Origin of the sequence: Acidocella sp. (assembly GCF_035535915.1) — a bacterium.
Classification (GTDB): Bacteria; Pseudomonadota; Alphaproteobacteria; order Acetobacterales; family Acetobacteraceae; genus Acidocella.
Window position 1 is genome coordinate 59,409 of record NZ_DATLPB010000108.1, and the last position, 21,503, is coordinate 80,911.

At 64.1% G+C, this 21,503-nt stretch carries 13 protein-coding genes; 10 read left to right on the forward strand and 3 right to left on the reverse strand.

Annotated features, from left to right (window positions below):
* Nucleotides 1-208: 208 nt before the first annotated feature.
* From leuC to VNC39_RS14280, 7 genes are all read left to right on the forward strand, one after another.
* Entirely contained in the window at nucleotides 209-1,657 is a 1,449-nt protein-coding gene (leuC, locus tag VNC39_RS14250; RefSeq protein WP_325400313.1) for a 3-isopropylmalate dehydratase large subunit, read from the forward strand.
* Nucleotides 1,654-2,256: a 3-isopropylmalate dehydratase small subunit gene (leuD, locus tag VNC39_RS14255; protein WP_325400314.1), complete on the forward strand. Its 603-nt coding sequence runs from the start codon at nucleotides 1,654-1,656 to the stop codon at nucleotides 2,254-2,256. Before leuC ends, leuD begins: the two co-directional genes overlap by 4 nt.
* Nucleotides 2,253-3,359, forward strand: coding sequence for a 3-isopropylmalate dehydrogenase (gene leuB, locus VNC39_RS14260; RefSeq protein WP_325400315.1), 1,107 nt, complete (start codon nucleotides 2,253-2,255; stop codon nucleotides 3,357-3,359). The genes leuD and leuB overlap by 4 nt, the downstream gene beginning before the upstream one ends.
* A 35-nt stretch (nucleotides 3,360-3,394) precedes the next feature.
* Nucleotides 3,395-4,858 carry an MFS transporter gene (locus VNC39_RS14265; protein ID WP_325400316.1) on the forward strand — a complete coding sequence of 488 codons (1,464 nt, stop codon included), beginning with the start codon at nucleotides 3,395-3,397 and terminating at the stop codon, nucleotides 4,856-4,858.
* Nucleotides 4,859-4,892: 34 nt separating this feature from the next.
* Nucleotides 4,893-5,687, forward strand: a complete 795-nt coding sequence (locus VNC39_RS14270; protein ID WP_325400317.1) for an HpcH/HpaI aldolase family protein — start codon at nucleotides 4,893-4,895, stop codon at nucleotides 5,685-5,687.
* A 1-nt stretch (nucleotide 5,688) separates the two neighbouring features.
* Nucleotides 5,689-6,618 carry an SMP-30/gluconolactonase/LRE family protein gene (locus tag VNC39_RS14275; protein WP_325400318.1) on the forward strand — a complete coding sequence of 310 codons (930 nt, stop codon included), beginning with the start codon at nucleotides 5,689-5,691 and terminating at the stop codon, nucleotides 6,616-6,618.
* A 274-nt stretch (nucleotides 6,619-6,892) separates the two neighbouring features.
* Nucleotides 6,893-7,867: a LysR substrate-binding domain-containing protein gene (locus tag VNC39_RS14280; protein ID WP_325400319.1), complete on the forward strand. Its 975-nt coding sequence runs from the start codon at nucleotides 6,893-6,895 to the stop codon at nucleotides 7,865-7,867.
* Here the strand turns inward: VNC39_RS14280 and VNC39_RS14285 are convergent.
* Nucleotides 7,806-9,215, reverse strand: a complete 1,410-nt coding sequence (locus VNC39_RS14285; RefSeq protein WP_325400320.1) for an MFS transporter — start codon at nucleotides 9,213-9,215, stop codon at nucleotides 7,806-7,808. The genes VNC39_RS14280 and VNC39_RS14285 overlap by 62 nt on opposite strands.
* Nucleotides 9,216-9,477: 262 nt before the next feature.
* A complete protein-coding gene (locus VNC39_RS14290) occupies nucleotides 9,478-9,765 on the reverse strand; it encodes a hypothetical protein (RefSeq protein WP_325400321.1) in 288 nt (95 codons plus the stop codon).
* Between the two features lie 14 nt (nucleotides 9,766-9,779).
* Between VNC39_RS14290 and VNC39_RS14295 the strand changes: the two genes are divergently transcribed.
* From VNC39_RS14295 to VNC39_RS14305, 3 genes are read left to right on the forward strand one after another with little or no spacing between them, the layout of a single operon-like run.
* Nucleotides 9,780-11,357, forward strand: coding sequence for an efflux transporter outer membrane subunit (locus tag VNC39_RS14295; RefSeq protein ID WP_325400322.1), 1,578 nt, complete (start codon nucleotides 9,780-9,782; stop codon nucleotides 11,355-11,357).
* A 5-nt stretch (nucleotides 11,358-11,362) separates the two neighbouring features.
* Nucleotides 11,363-12,526, forward strand: coding sequence for an efflux RND transporter periplasmic adaptor subunit (locus VNC39_RS14300; protein ID WP_325400323.1), 1,164 nt, complete (start codon nucleotides 11,363-11,365; stop codon nucleotides 12,524-12,526).
* A gap of 9 nt (nucleotides 12,527-12,535) precedes the next feature.
* On the forward strand, nucleotides 12,536-15,715 hold the full coding sequence (locus VNC39_RS14305) for an efflux RND transporter permease subunit (RefSeq protein ID WP_325400324.1): 3,180 nt from the start codon (nucleotides 12,536-12,538) through the stop codon (nucleotides 15,713-15,715).
* A gap of 11 nt (nucleotides 15,716-15,726) precedes the next feature.
* On the opposite strand, the gene VNC39_RS14310 is transcribed toward VNC39_RS14305, so the two are convergent.
* Entirely contained in the window at nucleotides 15,727-21,258 is a 5,532-nt protein-coding gene (locus VNC39_RS14310; RefSeq protein WP_325400325.1) for a trifunctional serine/threonine-protein kinase/ATP-binding protein/sensor histidine kinase, read from the reverse strand.
* Nucleotides 21,259-21,503: the final 245 nt, after the last annotated feature.

The following is a 21,503-nucleotide window of genomic DNA, read 5'->3' on the forward strand; positions in this document are numbered from 1 at the left end:
AGGAAAATCCAATGATCGAAAGAATGATGATCCATCAATGCCGGGCCGAACCAGGCATATTCGTGGTCTAGAGCCCATCCATTAATCACCCTATCCATCGCGTTTCGCGATGGCGCGGTTCCGAGATAGGGCGTCCTCACTGCCACGGATCCTGCTAGCGTCAGCATCGGCCACCTAAGATGCTCAAGCACGAGGAGGAAACGAGGCCATGACGGACCGCCAGGGGAGCCAGGCTTTACGCCCGGACCCGAGCACGATGTTTGCGAAAATCTGGGACCGTCACCGTGTACTGGAGCGGCCGGATGGGCAGACTCTGCTCTATGCCGATACGCATCTCGTCCATGACGGCACGGCCGCCGCTTTCAAACGGCTGAAGAAACGCGGCCTGAAGGTGCACGCACCGAGCCGCACCTTCGCCACCCCCGACCATTATGTGCTGTCCAGCACAAAGCTGATCGATGCGATCCCCAACCCCGAGAAGCGGGGCATGGTGGAGAAGCTGCTCGCCAACGCGGCCGAGACCGGCATCACTTTGTTCGGGCTCGGCGATCCGCGCCAGGGCATCGTCCATGTGGTCGGCCCCGAAGAGGGCATTATCCAGCCCGGCAATCTCATCGTCTGCGGCGACAGCCACACCTCGACCCATGGCGCGTTCGGCGCACTCGCCTTCGGCATCGGCTCGAGCGAGGTGACGCATGTGCTCGCCACGCAGACGCTGTGGCAGCGCAAGCCGAAAACCATGCGGATCACGATTGACGGCAAGCTCGGCACCGGCCTGACCGGGAAGGATGTGATCCTCGCCATCATCGCCGCGATCGGCGCGGCGGGCGGCACCGGCCATGTGCTGGAATATGCGGGTGCTGCGATCAGCGCGCTTTCCATGGAAGGAAGGCTCTCCCTCTGCAACATGTCCATCGAGGCGGGCGCCCGCGCCGGCATGGTGGCCCCGGACGACAAGACCTTCGAATACCTCCATGGCCGCGCCTATGCCCCCAAGGACGCCGCGTGGGACGCGGCCATGGAGATGTGGCGCGCATTGCCGAGCGACGAGGGCGCGGCGTTCGACGCCGAAATAAGCCTCGACGGCGCCGCGATCGAGCCGATGGTGACCTGGGGAACCAGCCCGGAAGATGCTCTGCCCATCGGCGCCGCGGTGCCGGACCCGGACGGCCAAGCCGATGCCGACCGGCGGGAGAGCATGCGCCGCACACTGGATTATATGGGCCTGACCCCCGGCACGCGCCTCGCCGAACTGAAGGTGGACCGCGTGTTCATCGGCTCCTGCACCAATTCCCGGATCGAGGATCTGCGCGCCGCCGCCCTCATCGCGCGCGGCCGGAAAGTGGCGGAGGGCGTGACGGCCTGGGTCGTTCCCGGCTCCGGCCTCATCAAGCAGCAGGCCGAGCGTGAAGGGCTCGACAAAGTGTTCAGTGCGGCCGGCTTCGAGTGGCGGGCGCAGGCCGGCTGCTCCATGTGCCTGGGCACGAACGGCGAGATCGGCGCGCCGGGCGAGCGCATCGCCTCCACCTCCAACCGCAATTTCGTGGGCCGCCAGGGCCCCGGCGTGCGCACCCATCTGATGAGCCCGGCCATGGCCGCCGCGGCCGCCATCTCCGGCCGGCTTGCCGATGTCCGCCGGTTCGAGGTGATGCCGTGACCCCGTTCACCCATCTGGCCGCGGTCGCGATGCCGCTGGCCCGGCCCAATCTGGATACAGACCAGATCATTCCCTCCCGCTTCCTGAGCCGCGACCGCGACGATGGCACGATGGGCGAAGTGCTGTTCCGCGATCTCCGCTTCACTGCCGAGGGCGGAGAGAGGCCGGAATTCGTGCTGAACCAGGAGCCCTACCGCACCGCGAAGATCATCGTCGGCGAACGCAATTTCGGCTGCGGCTCCTCGCGCGAGGCGGCCGTCTGGGCGCTTTACGATTACGGTTTCAGGGCCGCGATCGCCCCCAGCTTCGGCGATATCTTCCGCAACAATTGCTTCAAGAACGGCCTGCTGCCGGTGGTGCTGCCGCGCGAGGCGGTGGAGACCCTGATGGCGCAGTTCCAGGCGATGCCGGGTGGGGCGGTGAGCATCGACCTGCCGGCGCAGATCGTCACTTTTCCTGACGGCGCCACGCATGAATTCGACATCGACCCGTTCGGCAAGGAATGCCTTGTGAATGGCGTGGACGAGCTCGGCTACACGCTCACGCTGCGGGACCAGATCGCTGCCTTTGAAAACCGCTATGGACGGACCAACGCATGACCTCCGAAATCAACAACAAGAAGATCGTGAAAATCGCCGTTCTCGGAGGCGATGGCGTCGGCCCCGAAGTCACCGCACAATCGGTCAAAGTGCTCCGCGCGCTGGAGGGCGAGGGCCTCGCGTTCGAGTTGACGGAAGCGCCGATCGGCCAGGCGGGCGTGGATGCGGCCGGCGTGCCCTTGCCTGACGAGACGCTCGCCCTCGCCGCAAAATCCGATGCGATCCTGTTCGGCGCCGTCGGCGCGCCCACCCACATCATCCACGCGGACCGCGCGAAGCGCCCGGGTGCGGGCATTCTCAAGCTCCGCAAAAGCCTTGGCCTCTACGCCAATTTCCGCCCCGCGGTCATGTTTCCGGAACTGCTGAACGCCTCGACGCTGCGCCCTGAAATCGTGCGGGACGTCGACATGCTCATCATCCGCGAGCTCACCGGCGATCTCTATTTCGGCGAGCCGCGCGGCGTGCACCGGGAAGACGGCAAACGCGTCGGCATCAACACGATGCGCTATTCGGAGGATGAGATCTCGCGCATCGGCCACATCGCCTTCCAGGCCGCGCGCCAGCGCCGGGGCAAGCTCTGCTCGGTGGACAAAGCCAATGTGCTGGAGACGATGCAGCTCTGGCGCGAAGTGATGATCGAGACAGGCAAACATTATCCGGATGTCGAGCTCAGCCATCTCTATATCGATGCCGCCTCGATGACGCTGATCCGCAACCCCGCATCGTTCGACGTCATCGTCACCGGCAACGTGTTCGGGGACATTCTTTCCGATGCCTCCGCCATGCTCACCGGCTCCATCGGCATGCTGCCCTCGGCGTCGCTCAGCGCGGGCACGCTCGGCCTGTTCGAGCCGGTGCACGGCTCGGCGCCCGACATCGCCGGCAAAGACATTGCCAACCCGATCGCCTCCGTGCTCTCGACCGCCATGATGCTGCGCCACGCGCTCGCCCTCCCTCACGAGGCGGATCGCATCGAAGGCGCGGTGCGCCATGTGCTGGCGGACGGCTACCGCACGGCGGACATCCACGAGATCGGCAAGATAAAGATCGGCACCGAAGAAATGGGTGACGCCATCGTCGGCGCGCTGAAAAAGGCCGCCTGACAGAACAAGGGCGAACAGCCCGGGAGGAACAATCCATGGAACACCAGGCTTCCCTCGAGATCCACGAGCGGATGGATCGCCTGCCGGTCACGTGGGGCATCTGGCGCATCGTCCTGGTCGCCGCCCTCGGGGCCTTTCTCGATTCCTACGAGATCTTCTTCACCGGCTACATCGCGCCCAAGATGACGCAATCCGGGCTCTTCACACCCGAATCCCTCGGCGTGATCTCCAAGCTCAAATTCATGGCAATCTCCGGCGCCGGCACGTTCGTGTTCGCGACGTTCGCCGGGTTCTGGATCGGCGGCATCCTCGTGGTGCGGCTCTCGGACCTCAAGGGGCGGAAAGCGATCTTTCTGCTGTCCATCGCCTGGTACGGAATCGCCTCCCTGATCCTCGCCTTCCAGACATCGGGGCTCATGCTGGATGTCTGGCGCTTCATCGCCGGCATCGGCATCGGCGTGCAACTCATCACGCTGTACGGCTATCTCTCGGAAATGGTGCCGCCCGCCAGGCGCGGGCAGATGTTCGCCATCTATCAGGCCGTGGCGTATCTTGCCGTGCCGATCATGGCGGTGATTTCCTGGGCCCTCGTGCCGATCGACGTTTTTGGGCTGGCCGGCTGGCGCTGCCTGATCCTCATCAGCGTGGCGCTCGCCTGCATCCTCTGGCTGATGCTGCGCACTTTGCCGGAGAGCCCGCGCTGGCTGGCATCCCATGGCAGGCAAGCAGAGGCGGAGGCGATCGTACGCGCGCTCGAAATGCAGGCCGGCGCTGCCGGCTTCGTTCGCGCCGCCCAAGCCGTCAGCGCGCCGCGCGGCATCTATGACGATTTGCATGTGAGCCGCGGCATCTTCAAGGGCATCTATCTGCGCCGCACGATCATGCTGTCGATCTTCAACGCGGCACAATCCATCGGTTTCTACGGGTTCGCCTCGTTCATCCCGTCTTTGCTCATCGCGCGCGGCGTGCATTTCGTGAACAGCCTCGAATATGGCTTCATCATCGCCATCGGCTACCCGTTCGGCCCGCTGGTGGCCGCCTGCATCGCGGACCGTTTCGAGCGCAAATGGCAGATCACGATTTGCGCCGGCATCATGCTGGTCGCGATGACCGTGTTCGCCACTCTCTCCAGCCCGGCGGGCCTGGTGTTCTTCGGCCTTTGTTTCTCCCTGGCGGGCTCCGCCATGGCTTCGGTCTTCCCCACCTACGAGGCGGAGCTCTACCCCACCGCCATACGCGTGGGCGCGATCGGGTTCGTGTGGTCCTGGAGCCGGCTCACCGCCGCCTTCTCCGGCCTGATCATCGGCTATTTGCTGGCGGCGGGCGGCTCGACGGCGGCCGCTGCCTTCATCGCCTCATCGATGGTCGTGGTGATGGCCACCATCGGCATCCTCGGGCCGCGCACGCGGGCGCGCTCGCTCGAGGAACTCAACCCCGAACCGGTGGCGGAGGCGACTCGACATGGCGGGCTGCGTGCCGTCATATCGTCGAACCAATAACACCGAACCAATAACAACGGAGGAAAGACGCCGAATGTCATTGCAGGCGATATGGGCGGCCGGGCGGCCGGTGCTCAACGGATGGCTCGCGATCCCCAACAGCTTCACGGCCGAGACCATGGCCCATCAGGGCTGGGACAGCCTCACCGTGGACATGCAGCACGGCATCACGGATTACCTCGCCGCCGTGCCGATGCTGACCGCCATCGGCACGCGCCCGGTCGTGCCGGTGGTGCGCGTGCCCTGGCTCGACCTCGGAATCATCATGAAGAGCCTCGACGCCGGTGCGCTCGGCGTGATCTGCCCGATGATCAACAATGCGGCGGAGGCGCAGCGCTTCGTCGCAGCACTACGCTATCCGCCGCTGGGCGTGCGCAGCTTCGGGCCGATCCGCGCCACTCTGGCGCATGGCGCGGATTATCCGGCCAAGGCGAATGATCTCGTCACCGGCTTTGCGATGATCGAAACCAAGGAGGCGCTCGAGCATCTGGACGAGATCATGTCCGTTCCCGGGCTCGATGCGATCTATATCGGGCCGACGGATCTGGCGCTCGCCTTGGGGGCCGAACCGCGGCTCGATCCCATCGATCCGCGCGTGATCGAGACAATCGCCCATATCCTCGCGCGCGCCAAGGCGCACGGGCTTCGCGCCGGCATCCATAACGCCAGCGTCGAGCACGCTTTGAAAATGGTCGGGATCGGCTTCGATTTCGTCACCGCCGGCTCGGATGCGCGCTTCGTGGCCGCGGGCGCCGCCCAAACAGTCTCGGCCTTCCGCGCCGGCCGGGGCGAGGCCGCCAGGAAAGCAGCCTCTGGTGGCGGGTATTAAGATGACAGGCGAACTGAACATTTTGGCGACCGGACTGAAATTTCCGGAGGGCCCGGTCGCGCACGGCGACGGGTCCGTCTCCTTCGTCGAAATCCAGCGCGGGACCATCAGCCGCGTGACGCCGGACGGCGCCGTGGAGGTGGTGGCGACGCCGGGCGGCGGCCCGAACGGCCTCGCGACCGGCCCGGACGGCGCGTTCTACCTCTGTAACAATGGCGGTTTCCTGTTCCAGGACCTTGGCGGCTTCAATCACACGCGCCGGGGGCTCCCCCCGGACTATACGAACGGCCGGATCGAGCGGATCGATCCAAAGACCGGCGCCATGAAGCGGCTTTATGACCGTTGCGGCAGCAACATGCTGTGCGGGCCGAACGACCTCGTGCTCGATGGCCATGGCGGGGTCTACTTCACGGATCTGGGTAAGAACCGGCCGCGCGGCCGCGACCATGGCGGCGTCTATTATGCGCGGCTGGATGGCTCGAAGATCGTCGAGATCGCCTATCCGATGATCACGCCGAACGGCATCGGGCTTTCGCCGGACGGCAGCACGGTCTACGTGGCAGAGACCGAGACGGCGCGGCTCTGGGCTTTCGACCTGGAGAGTCCCGGCCAGGTACGGCGCCAGCCTTATCCCTCGCCGAACGGCGGGCGTCTGGTCTGCGGCCTGCCGGGCTATCAGCGCTTCGACAGCCTCGCCGTTGCCGCCAGCGGAAATATCTGCGTCACCACGCTGGTGACGGGCTGCATCACCATCATCGCGCCGGCCGGCGACGTGCTGCGCCAGGTGATGACCGGCGACCCCATGACCACGAATATCTGCTTTGGCGGCGCGGCGATGACGACCGCCTACATCACGCTGTCCGGCACCGGGCGGCTGGCTTCGCTCGATTGGCCGGAGCCGGGCCTGAAGCTGGCCGGGAGCGAGTTCTAGGCGGCGCCGGGGGCAACCCCGGCCTCGCCCCGATTGGCCTGGATCAGCATACAAGCCGCCATTGTTCCGATCCCGAGCGTCCGCGTATTTTCCCTGTTCCGTCAAGGGGTTTACCCGGCTTCGCCGGCGCTTCGCGCCCTTGACGGAACAGGGAAAATACGCCGAAAATGCGATGATCGAAAAAATGCTGATCTATCAACGCCCTCCTCAATGAGGGCGGCGATATCTATGCCAGCCCAAAGAAAAACCGGGGCGGTGGGGAAACCAAGAACACATGCGCACCGACCTGTTGACCCTAAAACTCTTCGTCGCCGTGTATGAAGAACTCAGCATCGCCAAGGCCTCCGACCGGGCGCACATCGCCCCCTCGGCATTGAGCAAGCGGCTCTCGGATCTGGAGGGGGCCATCGGCACGTCCCTGTTCCACCGGCTGCGGAATGGCCTGGAGCCGACGCCGGCGGCGGAAGCACTGATACGGCACGCGCGCCTCATCATGCGCGAAGTGTCCCAAATGGAGACGGACCTCAAGGATTTTACCGTCGGCCATAAAGGCCAGGTGCGGGTGTGGTCGAATGTCTGGGGCATCGTGCAATATTTGCCCGAAGATTTGTCCGAGTTCCTGGCCCGCCACGACCGGATCCATATCGATCTCCATGAGGATGTCAGCCCCGCCATCATCAGGGCCGTCGAGGAGAACGCCGCGGATATCGGCATCGTCGCCGCGGAAGTGCCGGCCCCGGGCCTGCATCTCGTTCCCTACCGGACCGACCGCCTCGTCGTGGTTCTGGCGGCGGACCATCCGCTGGCGGCGCAGCCTTGCCTGCGTCTCGCGGACATGGCCTCCGATCAGATCATCCGCACCCGGAACAAGGACACGGCGATCGAGCGTCTGATGAGCCGGTTCTTTGCCGACGCCGGAGACCTGCTGCGCTCGCGGATCAGCGTCTCCGGCTTCGAGGCGATCTGCCGCATGGCCGAGACCAAGCTCGGCATCGGGGTGGTGCCGGAAATGACCGCCCGGCGCTACATGCTCAACATGAAGATCGCCGCGGTGCCCTTGGACGAGCCGTGGGCGCGGCGGACCCTGAACATCTGCTTCGCGGATCCGGCGACGCTGCCCGGCGCCGCGCGCCTGCTGATCGACCATTTGAAGGCGTCCTGCGCTTCCGGGCATTGTGACCGTGAGCCTAGGGCGAAAGCTCTTCCAGCCGGCGGTTCAGCGTACGCGGACCGAAGGCACCCACGGTGAAGATCATCACGGCCATGGCGATGCCGATGAAAACGGCAACCCCCATGGTGCCGCCCTGGCGTAGGAAGAAGCCGATCAGCAGGCCCGCGAAGGCGGCGCTCACGCGGCTCCAGGAATAGACGAAGCCGACCGCGCGGGCGCGGATGCGGGTGGGATATTGTTCCGCCTGAAAGCCGTGGAAGACGAAGGAGATCCAGTTCACCGAGAGGGTCACGAGAATCCCCAGGACAATGACGATCGAATTATTCGTTTGCAGGGCGAAAAGCAGCATGAACACGGCGACGCAGACACCCGCCGAAACGATCTGCCATTTCCGCTCCATCCTGTCGGCGATGAGCACACCCAATAGCGGCCCCACCGGGTTGGCGAGGGCGATGATGAACGAGTATTCGAGGCTCCTGGTGATGGTCACGCCTTTGGCGATCAGCAGCGTCGGCACCCAGGCGGTGAAGCCGTAAAACGCGATCGTCTGCATGAGGTTGAAGATGGAGAGCACCAGGGTGCGCTTGCCGTAAGGCGGCTTGAACAACTCGCTGAACTGGCTCGCGCCGATCACCTCGGTGGCCGGCGGCGGCGCAGGGAGCCGTGTGCCGATATCGCGCGCCACCCCGGCCTCGATTTGCCGCACGATCGCCTCCGCCTGTTCGTGCCGGCCATGCAAAGCGAGCCAACGGGGGCTTTCCGGCAGCTTGAGGCGCAGCCACCAGGCCCCCAGGGCGCCCGCCGAGGCAATCAGGGCAACCCAGCGCCAGCCATCGATACCGAACGGCTTGTTGGGCACCAGGAGCCAGCCGAGCAGGGCGACGACCGGGACGATGAGAAATTCGATGAACTGATAGATGGCAAAGGCCTTGCCGCGGAATTGCGGCGCCACGAGCTCGGGCAGGAACGTGTCGATCACCACCTGCTCGAGCCCGACCCCGATCGCGGCGATGAAGCGCCAGAGATCGATCCCCGCGGCGGTCGGCTGGAAGGCCATGATCGCGGTGGCGAGGGAATACCAGACCAGGGAGAAGGTGAAGATCGACCGCCGGCCGAAACGGTCGGCGATGAAGCCGAAGCCGATGCACCCGACATACATGCCCGCGAACGTACAGAAGACGAAGAAGCCGACGCCCGAAAGGCCGAACAGGCCGACGGAATTGGTGGTGAACAGGCCGCTCTTCACCAGGCCCGGCGCGATATAGGCGGTCATGAACAGGTCGTAGAGCTCGAAGATCCCGCCGACCGAGATCAGCATGACCAGGCGCAGGATCGTCCGTGAGAAGGGCAGCCGGTCGAGGCGCGCCGCGATGTCGCTGGCAAAGCTGTTTCCGGCCTTCGTCAGGCCGGCCTGGGTGTCGGGCATGCCGCCTTCCTCCTCCTTCTGGTTCTTTTGGCCTGGATAATGCCTAAGGCGGCGAGGTACTGAACTCGTCATTCGGCACCACGCCATCGCGAGCGACGATGCGCTCGTTATGCCGGGCCGCAGCCGGGCTGCGGCATCATTGCGGGCCGTGGCAAAAAAGCCGCGCCAAAATTTCTATTTTTGTTAACGTTACGTTATAACCTGGCGGCGTGCCGCCGCCATGATCGAACGGAAATCCGTCACCGCCGCAAAAGACCCGCCATCAAATAATCTCTTGTTTTGAAACGTTTCGATGTGTATAAATTCCCAAGAGCCTACCAAATTTCAATGAAAAACACATACACGTATCGAAGATGCGTACCGTCGGCTCGGTCTGAAATACCAACATCTTTCCTGCCTCTCTAAAGTTAGGCCATCTTTTTTGTTGCTCTGACGAATTCGAGAGCGATTCATTTCGTTCGAACCCCTTGCGAAAGAAATGGCGACCATGTCTCAGCTTGGCGGTCACGCAATCCGGAGTTGCGCCGGCGACCATCGCCGCGATGATCATGCGCCGGCCCCCTGATGCCCCGGCAGCGTCGCCGCGTCCTCGTCGCATTTAGCGCGCTGCCGGCCCTGGCGCTGGCCGGCTGCATGGTCGGCCCCAACTTCACGCGCCCCGAAACCGATGTCGCCGGCCATTACCAAAACGCCGCCAATCTCCAGACCGGGCCGGTGAACGAGGCCCTGTGGTGGGAAAATTTCCGCGACCCGACGCTCAGCAACCTGATTCAGGCAGGGTATGAAAATAATCTCTCGCTACAGGTCGCCGGGGCGCGGGTCCTGCAGGCCCGCGCCCAGCTCGCCGCTGCCGTGGGTGAGCTCTACCCGCAGCAGCAAGGCGCCTTCGGCGCCTATACCTATGAGCGCCAGAGCCAGGCCGCGCCCACCAATTTCAAGGGCGCCGACACGTATTTGAACGTCGCCGAGCTCGGTTTCACGGCGACCTGGGAGCTGGATTTCTGGGGCAAGTTCCGCCGCGCCATTCAGGCGAATGACGCCGCCTTTCTGGGCTCGATCGACGCGTATGACGCCGCTTTGGTGACCCTCACCGCGGACATCGCCACAAGCTATGTCAGCATCCGAACGCTCCAGGCGCAAATCCAGGTCGCCGGGACCAACATCACGGTGCAGACGGAAAGCCTGCGCATCGCCAACGCGCAATATCACGCCGGGCAGACCAGCCTGCTGGACGTGGAACAGGCGCAAACCCAGCTCGGCACCACGGAGGCGACCTTGCCGACGCTGCGCGCCCAGCTCGGCGTTCAGGAGGACGCGCTCGCGGTCCTGCTCGGCACCACCCAAGACAAAATCGCGCCCTTGCTGGCCGGGAGCGGCGCCATCCCCCAGGCCCCCGCCGGCGTCGCCGTCGGCATCCCGAAAGATTTGCTCCGGCAGCGGCCCGATGTGAGAGAGGCAGAACTGGCCGCCGCCAGCCAGTCGGCGCTGATTGGCGTCGCCAAGGCGCAGCTTTTTCCCGCACTCTCGCTCTCCGGCACGTTCGGCTGGGAATCCAGCTCGTCCAACGGCGCCTCGCTGGGCGATTTGTTCAACTGGTCCAGCCGCGCCATCACGCTCGGCCCCTCGGTGCAGATTCCGCTGTTCAATTACGGTCAGCTCACCAACCAGGTGCGCGCGCAAGACGCCGCGTTCGAGCAATCGATCCTGACTTACCAGAACATCGTTTTGCAGGCGCAGCAACAGGTGCAGGACGCCATCACCAATTACGTGCAGGCGCAGCAATCCGTGGCGGCGCTCACCGGTGCGGTCCAGTCGGCGGTGCAGGCGACCAATCTCGCCATGATCCGCTATGTCGACGGCGCGGCCGACTACACCACGGTGCTCACCGCCGAGCAGGCGCAATTGCAGGTGCAGAATTCCCTGGCCATCGCCCAGGGGAATGTGCCGCAGGCACTGGTCGCCCTCTATACCGGGCTCGGCGGCGGCTGGCAGATCGCCGACGGCCATGACGTGCTGCCCGACCGCATCAAGGCCGACATGGCGCGCCGGACCAACTGGGGCGGCCTGCTCGCCCCGCCCGCCCATGCGGCGCCCGCATCCAGGGCTCAGCAGATCAGACAAACCTATGTGCCGAATTGGTGACCCGCATGAGGCATAGCGCCGCTCCGAAACGCCTTGCGCCGCTGTGCGGCCTGCTGCTCACCGCTTGGCTCACAGGCTGCAAACCCAACAACAGCTACCATGCGCCGCCGCCGCCGCCCGTGACCACCAGCAAGCCGGTGCTGATGCCCATGACGAGCTATCTTTATGTCACCGGCAGCACCGCAGCGGTGAATTCCGTACAGCTGGTCGCCCGCGTGGCCGGCTATCTCGACCGCATCGACTACACCGACGGCAGCGTCGTGAAAAAAGGCCAGCTTCTGTTCGTGATTGAACCCGAGCCTTACGCCGCCAAGCTGCAACAGGCCGTGGCCGCCATCGCCCAGGCCAAGGCGCAGGTGCTCTACGCGCAGGCGCAATATGACCGGCAGCTGCAAATGATCAAACAAAACGCCACATCGCAGGCGAATGTGGAGCAATGGCTCGCGACGCGCGATTCCGACAAGGCCGCGGTGATCGAGAACATCGCCAATGCCGAGATCGCCCGCATCAATTACGGCTATACCAGCGTCTCCGCGCCCTTCGACGGCAGGGTCAGCCGCCATCTCGTCGATGTCGGCAATCTCGTCGGCAATTCCAGCGCCACGGTATTGGCCACCATCGACCAGCTCGACCCGATTTACGTCTATTTCAATGTCAACGAGCTCGACCTCCTGAAGCTGCGCGCCGCTCTCGTCGCCCTCGGCCGGAACCCGGACAATGTTAACGGCGCGCCGATCTTCGTGGGGCTGCAATCGGAAGCCGGCTACCCGCATCCGGGCAAGATCGACTATGTCGCCACCAGCCTCAACCCGTCGACCGGCACCCTCGAAGTCCGCGCGGTGCTCGACAACGGCAACAATCTTCTGCTGCCCGGCTTGTTCGTGCATGCGCGGGTGCCGCTCGGCAAGCCGGTGCAGAAGCTCGCGCTGCCGGAGGAAGCGGTGCTCAGCGACCAGGCCGGCCCTTATGTCTATGTCGTCGGCGCCGACGACATCGTCGCGCAGAAACGCGTGCAAACCGGCACCGCGGAAAACGGCATGATCGCCGTCACCGGCCTTGCCGCCACCGACCAGGTCATTATCGACGGGCTGCAGAACGCCGCCCCCGGCGTGAAAGTGGCGCCGGGCGAACAGGATTTTTCCGCCCCCGCCGCCGGCGTTCCCGGTTAGGGCCGCGCCATGATCTCACAATTCTTCATCGAGCGGCCGGTTCTCGCCAATGTCATCGCCGCCCTGTTCGTGCTGCTGGGGCTGGTCGCCATCAACACGCTGCCGATTTCGGAATATCCGCAAATCGTCCCGCCGACCATCCAGGTCACCACCAGCGACCCGGGCGCCGACGCCAAAACCCTGGTCAGCACCGTCGCTCTGCCGATCGAGCAGCAGGTCAACGGTGTCGCGAACATGCTGTACATGCAGTCCACCAGCACCAGCGCCGGCAATTACACGCTGATCGTCACTTTCAAGGTCGGCACGGATCTGAACTTCGCCCAGGTGCTGGTGCAGAACCGCGTGGCCGCCGCGCTCGCCCAGCTGCCGAGTTCGGTGCAGCGCCAGGGCGTCGTGGTGCAGCAGAAATCCACGGCGATCCTGCAATTCATCACCCTCACCTCGCCGCACAAAACCTATGACGGCCTGTTCCTGAACAATTACGCCATCATCAACATGCAGAACGCGCTGGCGCGGCTGCCGGGCGTGGGCAACGTGAACGTCTTCGGCACCGGCGAATACGCCATGCGCATCTGGCTCGACCCTGAAAAAATGCAGGGCTTCGGGCTGACGCCGGAGGATGTCATCAACGCGCTGCGCGAGCAGAACGTCGCCGTGCCCGCCGGGCAGATCGGCGGCCCTCCGGTCTCCTCGCCGCAGGCTTATCAGCTGACCGTCAACGTGCCCGGCCTGCTCTCCACGCCCGACGAATTCGCCGACATCATCGTCAAATCCTCCGGCGCGGTCAGCCAGCCGGGCGGCGTCACCGCCAGCAAGATCGTCCGCATCCGCGATGTCGGGCGTGTCGAGCTCGGTTCGGTCGATTACAACATGCTCTCCACCTATAACGGCCAGCCCAGCGCCTCCATCGCCATCTATCAATTGCCGGGCGCCAACGCGCTGACCGTCGCCAACGAGGTCCGCAGCACGGTCGCGAAAATGGCCAGGCAATTTCCCCCGGACATCGCCTACAACATACCCTTCGACACCACGATTTTCGTGAATGCCTCGGTGCACGAAGTTTACAAAACCCTGTTCGAAGCGGGCCTGCTGGTGCTCGTGGTGATCATGCTGTTCCTGCAAAGCTTCCGCGCCACGATCGTGCCGGCCACCACGGTGCCGGTGACGATCATCGGCGCCTTCGCCGCCATGGCGGTGCTCGGTTTTTCCATCAACATCCTCACTTTGCTGGGGCTGGTTCTGGCCATCGGCATCGTCGTCGATGACGCCATCGTGGTGGTCGAGGGCGTGACGCACAAAATGGAATCCGAGAAAGTCGGCGCCAAGCAGGCCTCCATCGACGCGATGCGCGAGCTGACCAGCCCGATCCTCGGCATCACTTTGGTGTTGATGTCGGTGTTCATCCCCGCCGGCTTCATGCCGGGCATTACCGGCCAGATGTACGCGCAGTTCGCCCTGGTGATCGCCGCGACGGCGCTGATCAGCGCGATCAACGCGCTCACGCTCAAACCCACGCAGTGCGCCGTCTTTCTACGGCCGGCGGTGCCCGACGCTCCGAAGAACCTCGTCTTCCGCGCCTTCGACCGGGTCTACTACCCGCTGGAAGACGCCTATGTGCGGCTCATCGGGCACATGGTTCACCATAGCGGGATGATGGCCGTCATCGGCCTCGTGCTGATCGGCCTGGCCATTTTCGGCCTCGGCCGGATTCCCACCGCCTTCATCCCCCTTGAGGACCAGGGCTACATGGTCATGAGCGTGCAGTTGCCGGATTCCGCCTCGATCGGCCGCACCAACGCGGTGCTGGCCCGGCTGCGCGGCGAAATCGGGAAATTGCCCGGTGTCGAAAGCCAGATCGCCATCAGCGGCGTGTCGCTGCTCGATAACAACGCCACACTTTTCAATGCCGGCGTGATCTACGTGATGCTCAAGCCCTGGGATGTCCGCGGCAAGAAAGAAAGCCTGCTGCCGATGTATCGGGAACTCACCAAAGTCGCCGCCGGCACCCTCGATGCCAAGGTGCTGGTGGTCCCGCCGCCGCCGATCCAGGGCCTGGGCCAGTCCGGCGGCTTTCAAGGGGTGGTGGAGTTGCAGGACGGCAGTTTCGACTATGCGAAGCTGCAGCAGGTGACCGACCTGGTCGACAGGGACGGAAACGCGCAGAGCGGGTTGCGCAACCTCTTCAGCACGTACCGTTCACAGGCGCCGCAGGTTCTGGCGGCGGTGAGCCGCACCAAGGCGCGCGCGCTCGGCGTTCCCATCGGCGCCGCCTACGATACGCTGCAAACCTATCTCGGCTCGTCCTATGTCAATCTCTTCACGAAATACGGCCAGGTTTTCCCGGTCTATGTTCAGGCCGACGCCGCCGCCCGCATGACCGCCGCGGAGGTGCGCAACTACACCGTCCGCAACAATGACGGGCTGATGGTGCCGCTCGGCACGCTGGCGGACATCACGCCGAGCCGCGGCCCGCCGATCATCACGCTCTACAACACCTATCCGAGCGCGTTCGTCACCGGCGCGGCGGCCCCCGGCTACAGCTCCGGCCAGGCGCTGACCGTGATGGATGATCTCACCAACCATGTTCTCCCCTCCGGCTTCGGCTTCGAGTGGACCGCGACCGCCTTCCAGGAGAAACTCGCCGGCAATGCCAGCACGCTCATTTTCGGCCTGTCGCTGCTGCTGGTCTATCTGGTGCTCGCCGGCCAATATGAGAGCTGGATCACGCCGATCTCGGTGCTGCTGGCCGTGCCGCTCGCCCTCCTCGGCACCGTCGCCGCGCTCACCGCGCTGGGCCTCGCCAATAATCTCTACACCCAGATCGGCCTGGTTCTGCTGATCGCGCTTGCCGCGAAAAATGCCATTCTCGTCGTCGAAGTCGCCCGTGAGGAACGGCAAATGCACGGCAGAACGATCCTCGAGGCGGCCGTGCTGGCGGCAAAAACCCGCTTCCGGCCGATCATCATGACCTCCTTCGCCTTCATTCTCGGCGTCATGCCCCTGGTCTTCGCCTCGGGCGCCGGCGCCAATGCCCGCAAATCGATCGGCATCGCGGTTGCCAGCGGCATGATCGCCTCCACCTGCATCGCGGTGGTCTTCGTGCCGTCCTTCTACGTCGTGTTGCAGCGCTTCAATGAGCGCCGCCGTAAACAGGGCCAGCCCATGCCGGCCCCCGTGTCGGAAGAGTGAGCGCCGGCTGCTTAGGTCAGGCGGCCCGCCTGGACAATCGTCGGCACCGTGAATTGGAAGATGGCGCCGCAAGGTTGGCGAGCCTCCGCCCAGAGGCGGCCGCCATGGGCGCTAACGATCGACCGGCAGATCGACAGCCCCATCCCCAGGCCATCGGACTTCGTCGTAAAGAAAGCCTCGAAGACACGGTCCCTGATCTCCGGTGCGAGTCCCAGACCGGAATCCTCCACGGCAATCCGCACGCAATCCACGCCGTCCCTCTGCGAGGTGACGCGTAATACCCGCAGCCCGTGCGTCGCTGTGCTCATGGCCTCGATGCCGTTGATGAGCAGATTCAGAACGACCTGCTGCAACTGGACCCGGTCACCCATGACGGGCTCGAGAACATTGGACAATTCCGCCTCAAGCACGACGCCGTGATGGTGGAGTTCGCTGCGGATCAAGGCAAAGACGTCGCGAATCGCATCGTTGATGTCCAGCTCCACCAACTCCGGCCCGGATTTCCGGGTCAAGGTGCGGACGCTCCGGACGATGTCACCGGCGCGATGGCCCTCCGCGGCGATGCGTTCCATGGCGCGCCGCACGTTATCGATGGGCAGAGGGGTTTTCGCGAGCCAGCGCGAGCAGGCATTGCTGCTGGCAACAATGGCGCCCAGCGGCTGGTTGATCTCGTGGGCAATCGACGCCGTGAGCTCGCCCATCATCGTCAACCGCGCCACGCGGGTGAGATCCGCTTGCGCCACACGCAACGCCTCCTCGCCGCGCTTGCGCTCGGTAATATCCATGCTGGTGCCGATGTAATCTTCGATCCTGTCCGTCTCCATCGGCACGGGCCGCCCCACGCCGTTGAGATGCTTGACGGATCCATCAGGCAAAACGATGCGAAACTCTAACGAAAAACCCGTGCGCTGGTGAATGGCGGTGTCGAGGGTTTGCTGAACGAGGGATCTGTCCTCCGGGTGAATCCTGTCCATGAACCATGGGAATGTCGGCTCCGTTTCCCTGGGGTCGATGCCAAAGATCCGGCAATGCTCCTCCGACCAGACCAGCTTTCCCGTGGCGATGTTCCATCCCCAACTGCCGGTGTGGCTGATCTTCTGCCCCTCAACCAGGAAGGCCTCGCTGCGCCGCAGCTCCTCTTCCACCCGTTTGCGCTCGGCGTTTTCCTGCTGCAAATCGGCATAAAGAGCCGCGTTCTCCAGCGAGATCGCGGCTTGCGAGGCCAGCAGTTCCAGCACCGAAATCCGCGCCGGCGTAAACACGTGCGAGGCCAGATTGTTCTCAAGATAGAGCACACCGATCAGTTTGGCCTGCTTGACCAGGGGCAGACACAGCACCGACCGCGCCGACGTCTGTCGGATGTAAGCATCCGCCGCGAAGACGCCCACCGCCGCGTCATCCAGGATCACGCTGCGTCGCGTCCGGCTCACGGTATGAAACACCGATTCGGGAAGCTCGGCGCACGTCACCGCCGCCTGCCGGAGCGTGACCTTGAGGCCGCCGCGCCCGGTCGTCGCCTCAGCCTCGATCCGCGGCTCATCTCTGCGGAACAGGATCAGCATGCCCCGCTCGGCGCCCGCATGCTCGACCGCGATCCGCATCAGGCTCTCGACCAATCTGTCCGGAACGATCTCGCTGGAAAGCGCCTGGGAGGCTTTGACAATGGTCGCAATCTCCAGATGTTCGACCGGCCCGCCAAAAAGGGCGGTGTTCGGCGATTCCAGAATCGGCTTCTCTCGCAGCTGCGGATAAAGCTGCTCCAGCTGCCGGACCTTCCCTTCGGCGCCCCAGAGGAGATAGCAATGCCGGGCGTTCCGGAGATACGCACGGGCGATCGTGTCAAAGCCGCGCGCCGCATAGAACCGTGCGGCGCATTCATTGGCAATGCCTTCGGTTTGGATGAAACCCTGCTGGTGCGCCATCCGAATGGATTCTTCATAAAGGCGTTCCGCCGTCAGCAGCGCGCCCTCGCAACGGGCCATTTCGGCTTCGACCAGGTTTGCGGCGCTCTCGAACGTGTCGGGGCAGTTCACCGCCCACGCGCGAAGCTGTTGCTGATGTTCCCTGAGGCGCGCATGCCACGTGCCCCGCGGCGCCGGCGGAACGGTCCCGGCGCGTGCGGCCAGGGTGAGCGCCGTATAAAAATGATAGTCCAGGAGCTGGATCTCGCCGGGCGTTGCCCATAACAAGGGCCTGATCCGCTCGGCGGCTTCCTGAGCCGCGTCGTATTCGCCGGCCAAAAACAGCACGCCGAGCTTGAGAATCCAGTACCAGCACACCATCGTCGTCATGCGATCCGCCGTGAGGTCGGCCTCAAACACCGTTTCGTCGAACCGCGCGTCGCTGAATGTCGACAGGCGCGCCGTCTGCCCCCGCAGGGCCGCCAGGAAGCGCTGCTGACTGATGATCAGATCCCGGCCATCCCGGAACCCGGTTTGTTTTGCAAACTCCATGAATGTTTCCGATTCGCGCCATGCTTCGTCCAGCGCGGTGCCGGTCAGAATCAGGCGCATGACCACCTGGCCGGCGCTGAAATTGGCGAAGGAATGGTCGCCCGCCTCGGCGCCGGTGCGAAACGCGATCCGGAACAAATCGATCGAGCTGGGAAGCGGCTCGATCCAGGAGACGAGCAGCCCCATCGCGTAGCAGACCCGCGCGCGGTCCACCACGAACCCCCTGGTCTCCGCGAGGTCGAGCGCGAGCTTGCCAAACCGGTAGCCTTCGTCGAAACGCTCGAAGGCATAACAGAGCACCCATCCGAGCCAGGCATAGCCGGTCGTGGACGCGTCGGTCATTCCGTGCCTAAGGCTCAGATTCACCATCTTGCAGACATGCAGATCGAACAGGTTGGAATCTGTCCAGAAGGCCGGAGACACAAGGGTTGCCAGCACACGCATGGCGGCCTGCGCTTCAGGCGACGTCGTTCTCGGCAGATCGATCAGGCTTTCGATCGACCGGTCGCCGAGATTGCGCCAGATCGTCTCGTACTCGGCATGGACCTCCTGCCGGCTCGGGTGAGCGGGCATGTCGATGCCGAACAGTTTCAGGCATCCGAGCGCGCAGTCGACAGCCTCGGCATTCTTTGACTTCACGACATATAGCTCGATCTTCAGCCGATACGCCGCCGCCTTGTCGATTTTCGACTGCGCCTTGTGAATCAGCTCCTCGATCAGCCCCTCGGCTTCATCAAACTGACTGGAGAGGAACGTGCACTCGGCGCGCTCGAGGCTCAGGCGCAGGGCCAGATCGTAGCGCGTGGCCCAGCCCGCGGGGCCAAGCAGCGCTGTACCCGCGCTGAAATAACGGCATGCCGAGACATAGGCCGTCGACGCCTTGGCCTTCCTTCCGGCGCGCAGATTGAGCTCCGCCACTTGCTCGATCTCGCCCGGGTCGGAGAGGAGCGCGGCACCATGGTTGAACTGGTTGACGACGTCGAAGATATGCTCGCCTGACTTCTCATTGCCCATCGCCGCCACAAGGCAGCGGCCGATGCGCAGATGAATGGCGGCACGCTGGTCGGGAGGGATCAGTGAATAGGCCGCCTCCCGGACACGGTCGTGCAGGAACGCATAGCCTCGGTCCTGGCGAAACACGAGCCCTGCGCGGACCGACGGCCATAGCTGGGAATCGATGGCCTCTTCCGTCCCGCCGTGAATCGCCGCCAAAGCGGCAAGCTCGGCCGTGTTGCCCAGACAGGCGAACAGCTTCAGGACCTCCCGGGTCTGGTCCGGCAGCCGGTTCAGCTTGCAGACCATGAGGTCCACGACGTTGTCGGTGAAGCCCTTGGCCTGGATGCGCGCCAGGTCCCAGGTCCAGGCCGCCTTGCCCGGGTCGAACACGATGAGTCCCTCTTCGGCCAGCGCCGCAACAAATTGAATCGCAAAGAACGGGTTTCCCGCTGTCTTCGCATACACCATCAGCGCCAAGGGTTGCGCGTGCTCGGGCGCGCAATGCAACGAATCGGCCAGCAGGCGCTCGATGTCGTGCAGGCCCAAGGGTGAAAGCACAACGTCCTGAACATTTGCTTTCGCGTTTCGCAGCGCGTCGAGGGTGCGCATGAGCGGGTCGAACGGGCGCACCTCGTTGTCGCGGTACGCACCGATCAACAGCAAATGCCGCATGTCAGGATCGGCGACAAGATGTTCGAAGACATCCAGCGTCGCCGCGTCCAGCCACTGCAAATCGTCAAGAAACAACACCAACGGATGCTCCGGCCGCGCGAACGCGGCAACGAACCGCCGGAGCACCGTTTGGAATCGCTTCTGCATGTCGTGCGGCGAGAGGGAGGCGCAGGCAGGTTGCGCCCCGATGATCAGCTCGAGCTCGGGGACGAGATTGACGATCAGCGCGCCGTTCGCGCCCAACGCCTCCTGCAGGCTGCTCCGCCACCGCCCCAGCTCTGCCTCGCTCTGTCCCAGGATCGACCGGACCAGACTCTGGAAGGCTTGCGCCAAGGTGGCATACGGAATGTCGCGCTTGTGCTGATCGAACTTGCCGAAGGCGAACAGCCCGGAGCGTGACACGAGCACCTTGTGCAGCTCGTTCACCACCGAGGATTTTCCAACACCGGAATATCCGGACAGCAGCACGAGTTCCGTGGCGCCTTGGGCCGCGACACGCTCGAAGGCCGCGAGCAGAGTGTCGATCTCGCGCTCGCGGCCATACAACCTCTCCGGGATCAGGAGGCGTTCCGACATATAGCGCATGCCGAGCGGGAACGCGGCGATACGGCGTTGCGCCTCCCATTCCGTCCGGCAGCGTCGGAGGTCGGCTTCCACGGCGGCGGCGGTCTGATACCGGTCTTCGGCGGTTTTCGCGAGCAGTTTCATCACCATCGCCGAAAGAATCCCGGGAATGTCGGCAACCCGTTCGTCGGGCGGGACCGGCTGCCGGGCAATGTGGCAATGCACCCACCCCATCGAATCCGTCGCCTCGAACGGCAAAATGCCCGTGAGCATTTCGTAAAAGGTGATGCCTAACGCATAAAGATCGCTCCGGGAATCGATCGACCGATTCATCCGGCCGGTTTGTTCCGGCGCCATATAAGCGAGCGTTCCGGCGATCATTTCGGGCGGCTCGGGGCTCCGATGCTCACGGAGCAACTGGGAAGCGATGCCAAACCCGGTAAGCCAGGCACCGCCTCTGGCAAGATCCACCAGGACATTCGCCGGCCTGATGTCTTTATGGATCAGACCCCGCTCATGCATGCGCCGGAGCGCACGCGTGAACGGAATCGCGACGTGCAGGAATTGCGCAACCGCGAGCGGCCCGTCGAGCAATCGATCGAGCGGCTCGCCGCCGGGGTCCTCCAGCACCAATGTCACACGGTCGTTATAATGGCACAACGCGACGGGCCGGGCCGCCCAGGAAGAGTCGAGTTCGGCCTTGAGCGCATATTCATGTTGTAGCCGCTTAAGCGCCTCGGACGAGACATTGTCTGCGGCCAGCAGGAGGATTGGCGACTGCCCGTCGCCAGAGCCCCGGTGGAGCGTTAAGTCTCCGTCTCGCAATACGGAGAACAAATAGCGCGAAAATTCCGTCACATAGGCAACCCCCATTGCGACAAGTAAAAATATTAGAAGCTTTTCCGGTCTCCTGGAAGGCAATGCCCCGCGTCATCCGGGGAATGTGAGCTTTCGGGCATTATCCTCCGGACAATGCGCCGATGCCGCCAGCCGTGCTTCCCGCCCGGCATCGCGTCAAGAATTGACTCGACAAGTCCCCGGGCTCGTGAGCATGATTCCCGACAACGCCGCCATCGACCACCGCATCTTGTTGCCGAAATAAA

Coding starts and splice junctions, on each gene's coding strand:
- leuC (WP_325400313.1), top strand. CDS start 209: ATGACGGACCGCCAGGGGAGCCAGGCTTTACGCCCGGACCCGAGCACG.
- leuB (WP_325400315.1), top strand. CDS start 2,253: ATGACCTCCGAAATCAACAACAAGAAGATCGTGAAAATCGCCGTTCTC.
- VNC39_RS14265 (WP_325400316.1), top strand. CDS start 3,395: ATGGAACACCAGGCTTCCCTCGAGATCCACGAGCGGATGGATCGCCTG.
- VNC39_RS14270 (WP_325400317.1), top strand. CDS start 4,893: ATGTCATTGCAGGCGATATGGGCGGCCGGGCGGCCGGTGCTCAACGGA.
- VNC39_RS14275 (WP_325400318.1), top strand. CDS start 5,689: ATGACAGGCGAACTGAACATTTTGGCGACCGGACTGAAATTTCCGGAG.
- VNC39_RS14280 (WP_325400319.1), top strand. CDS start 6,893: ATGCGCACCGACCTGTTGACCCTAAAACTCTTCGTCGCCGTGTATGAA.
- VNC39_RS14285 (WP_325400320.1), bottom strand. CDS start 9,215: ATGCCCGACACCCAGGCCGGCCTGACGAAGGCCGGAAACAGCTTTGCC.
- VNC39_RS14290 (WP_325400321.1), bottom strand. CDS start 9,765: ATGATCATCGCGGCGATGGTCGCCGGCGCAACTCCGGATTGCGTGACC.
- VNC39_RS14295 (WP_325400322.1), top strand. CDS start 9,780: ATGCCCCGGCAGCGTCGCCGCGTCCTCGTCGCATTTAGCGCGCTGCCG.
- VNC39_RS14300 (WP_325400323.1), top strand. CDS start 11,363: ATGAGGCATAGCGCCGCTCCGAAACGCCTTGCGCCGCTGTGCGGCCTG.
- VNC39_RS14305 (WP_325400324.1), top strand. CDS start 12,536: ATGATCTCACAATTCTTCATCGAGCGGCCGGTTCTCGCCAATGTCATC.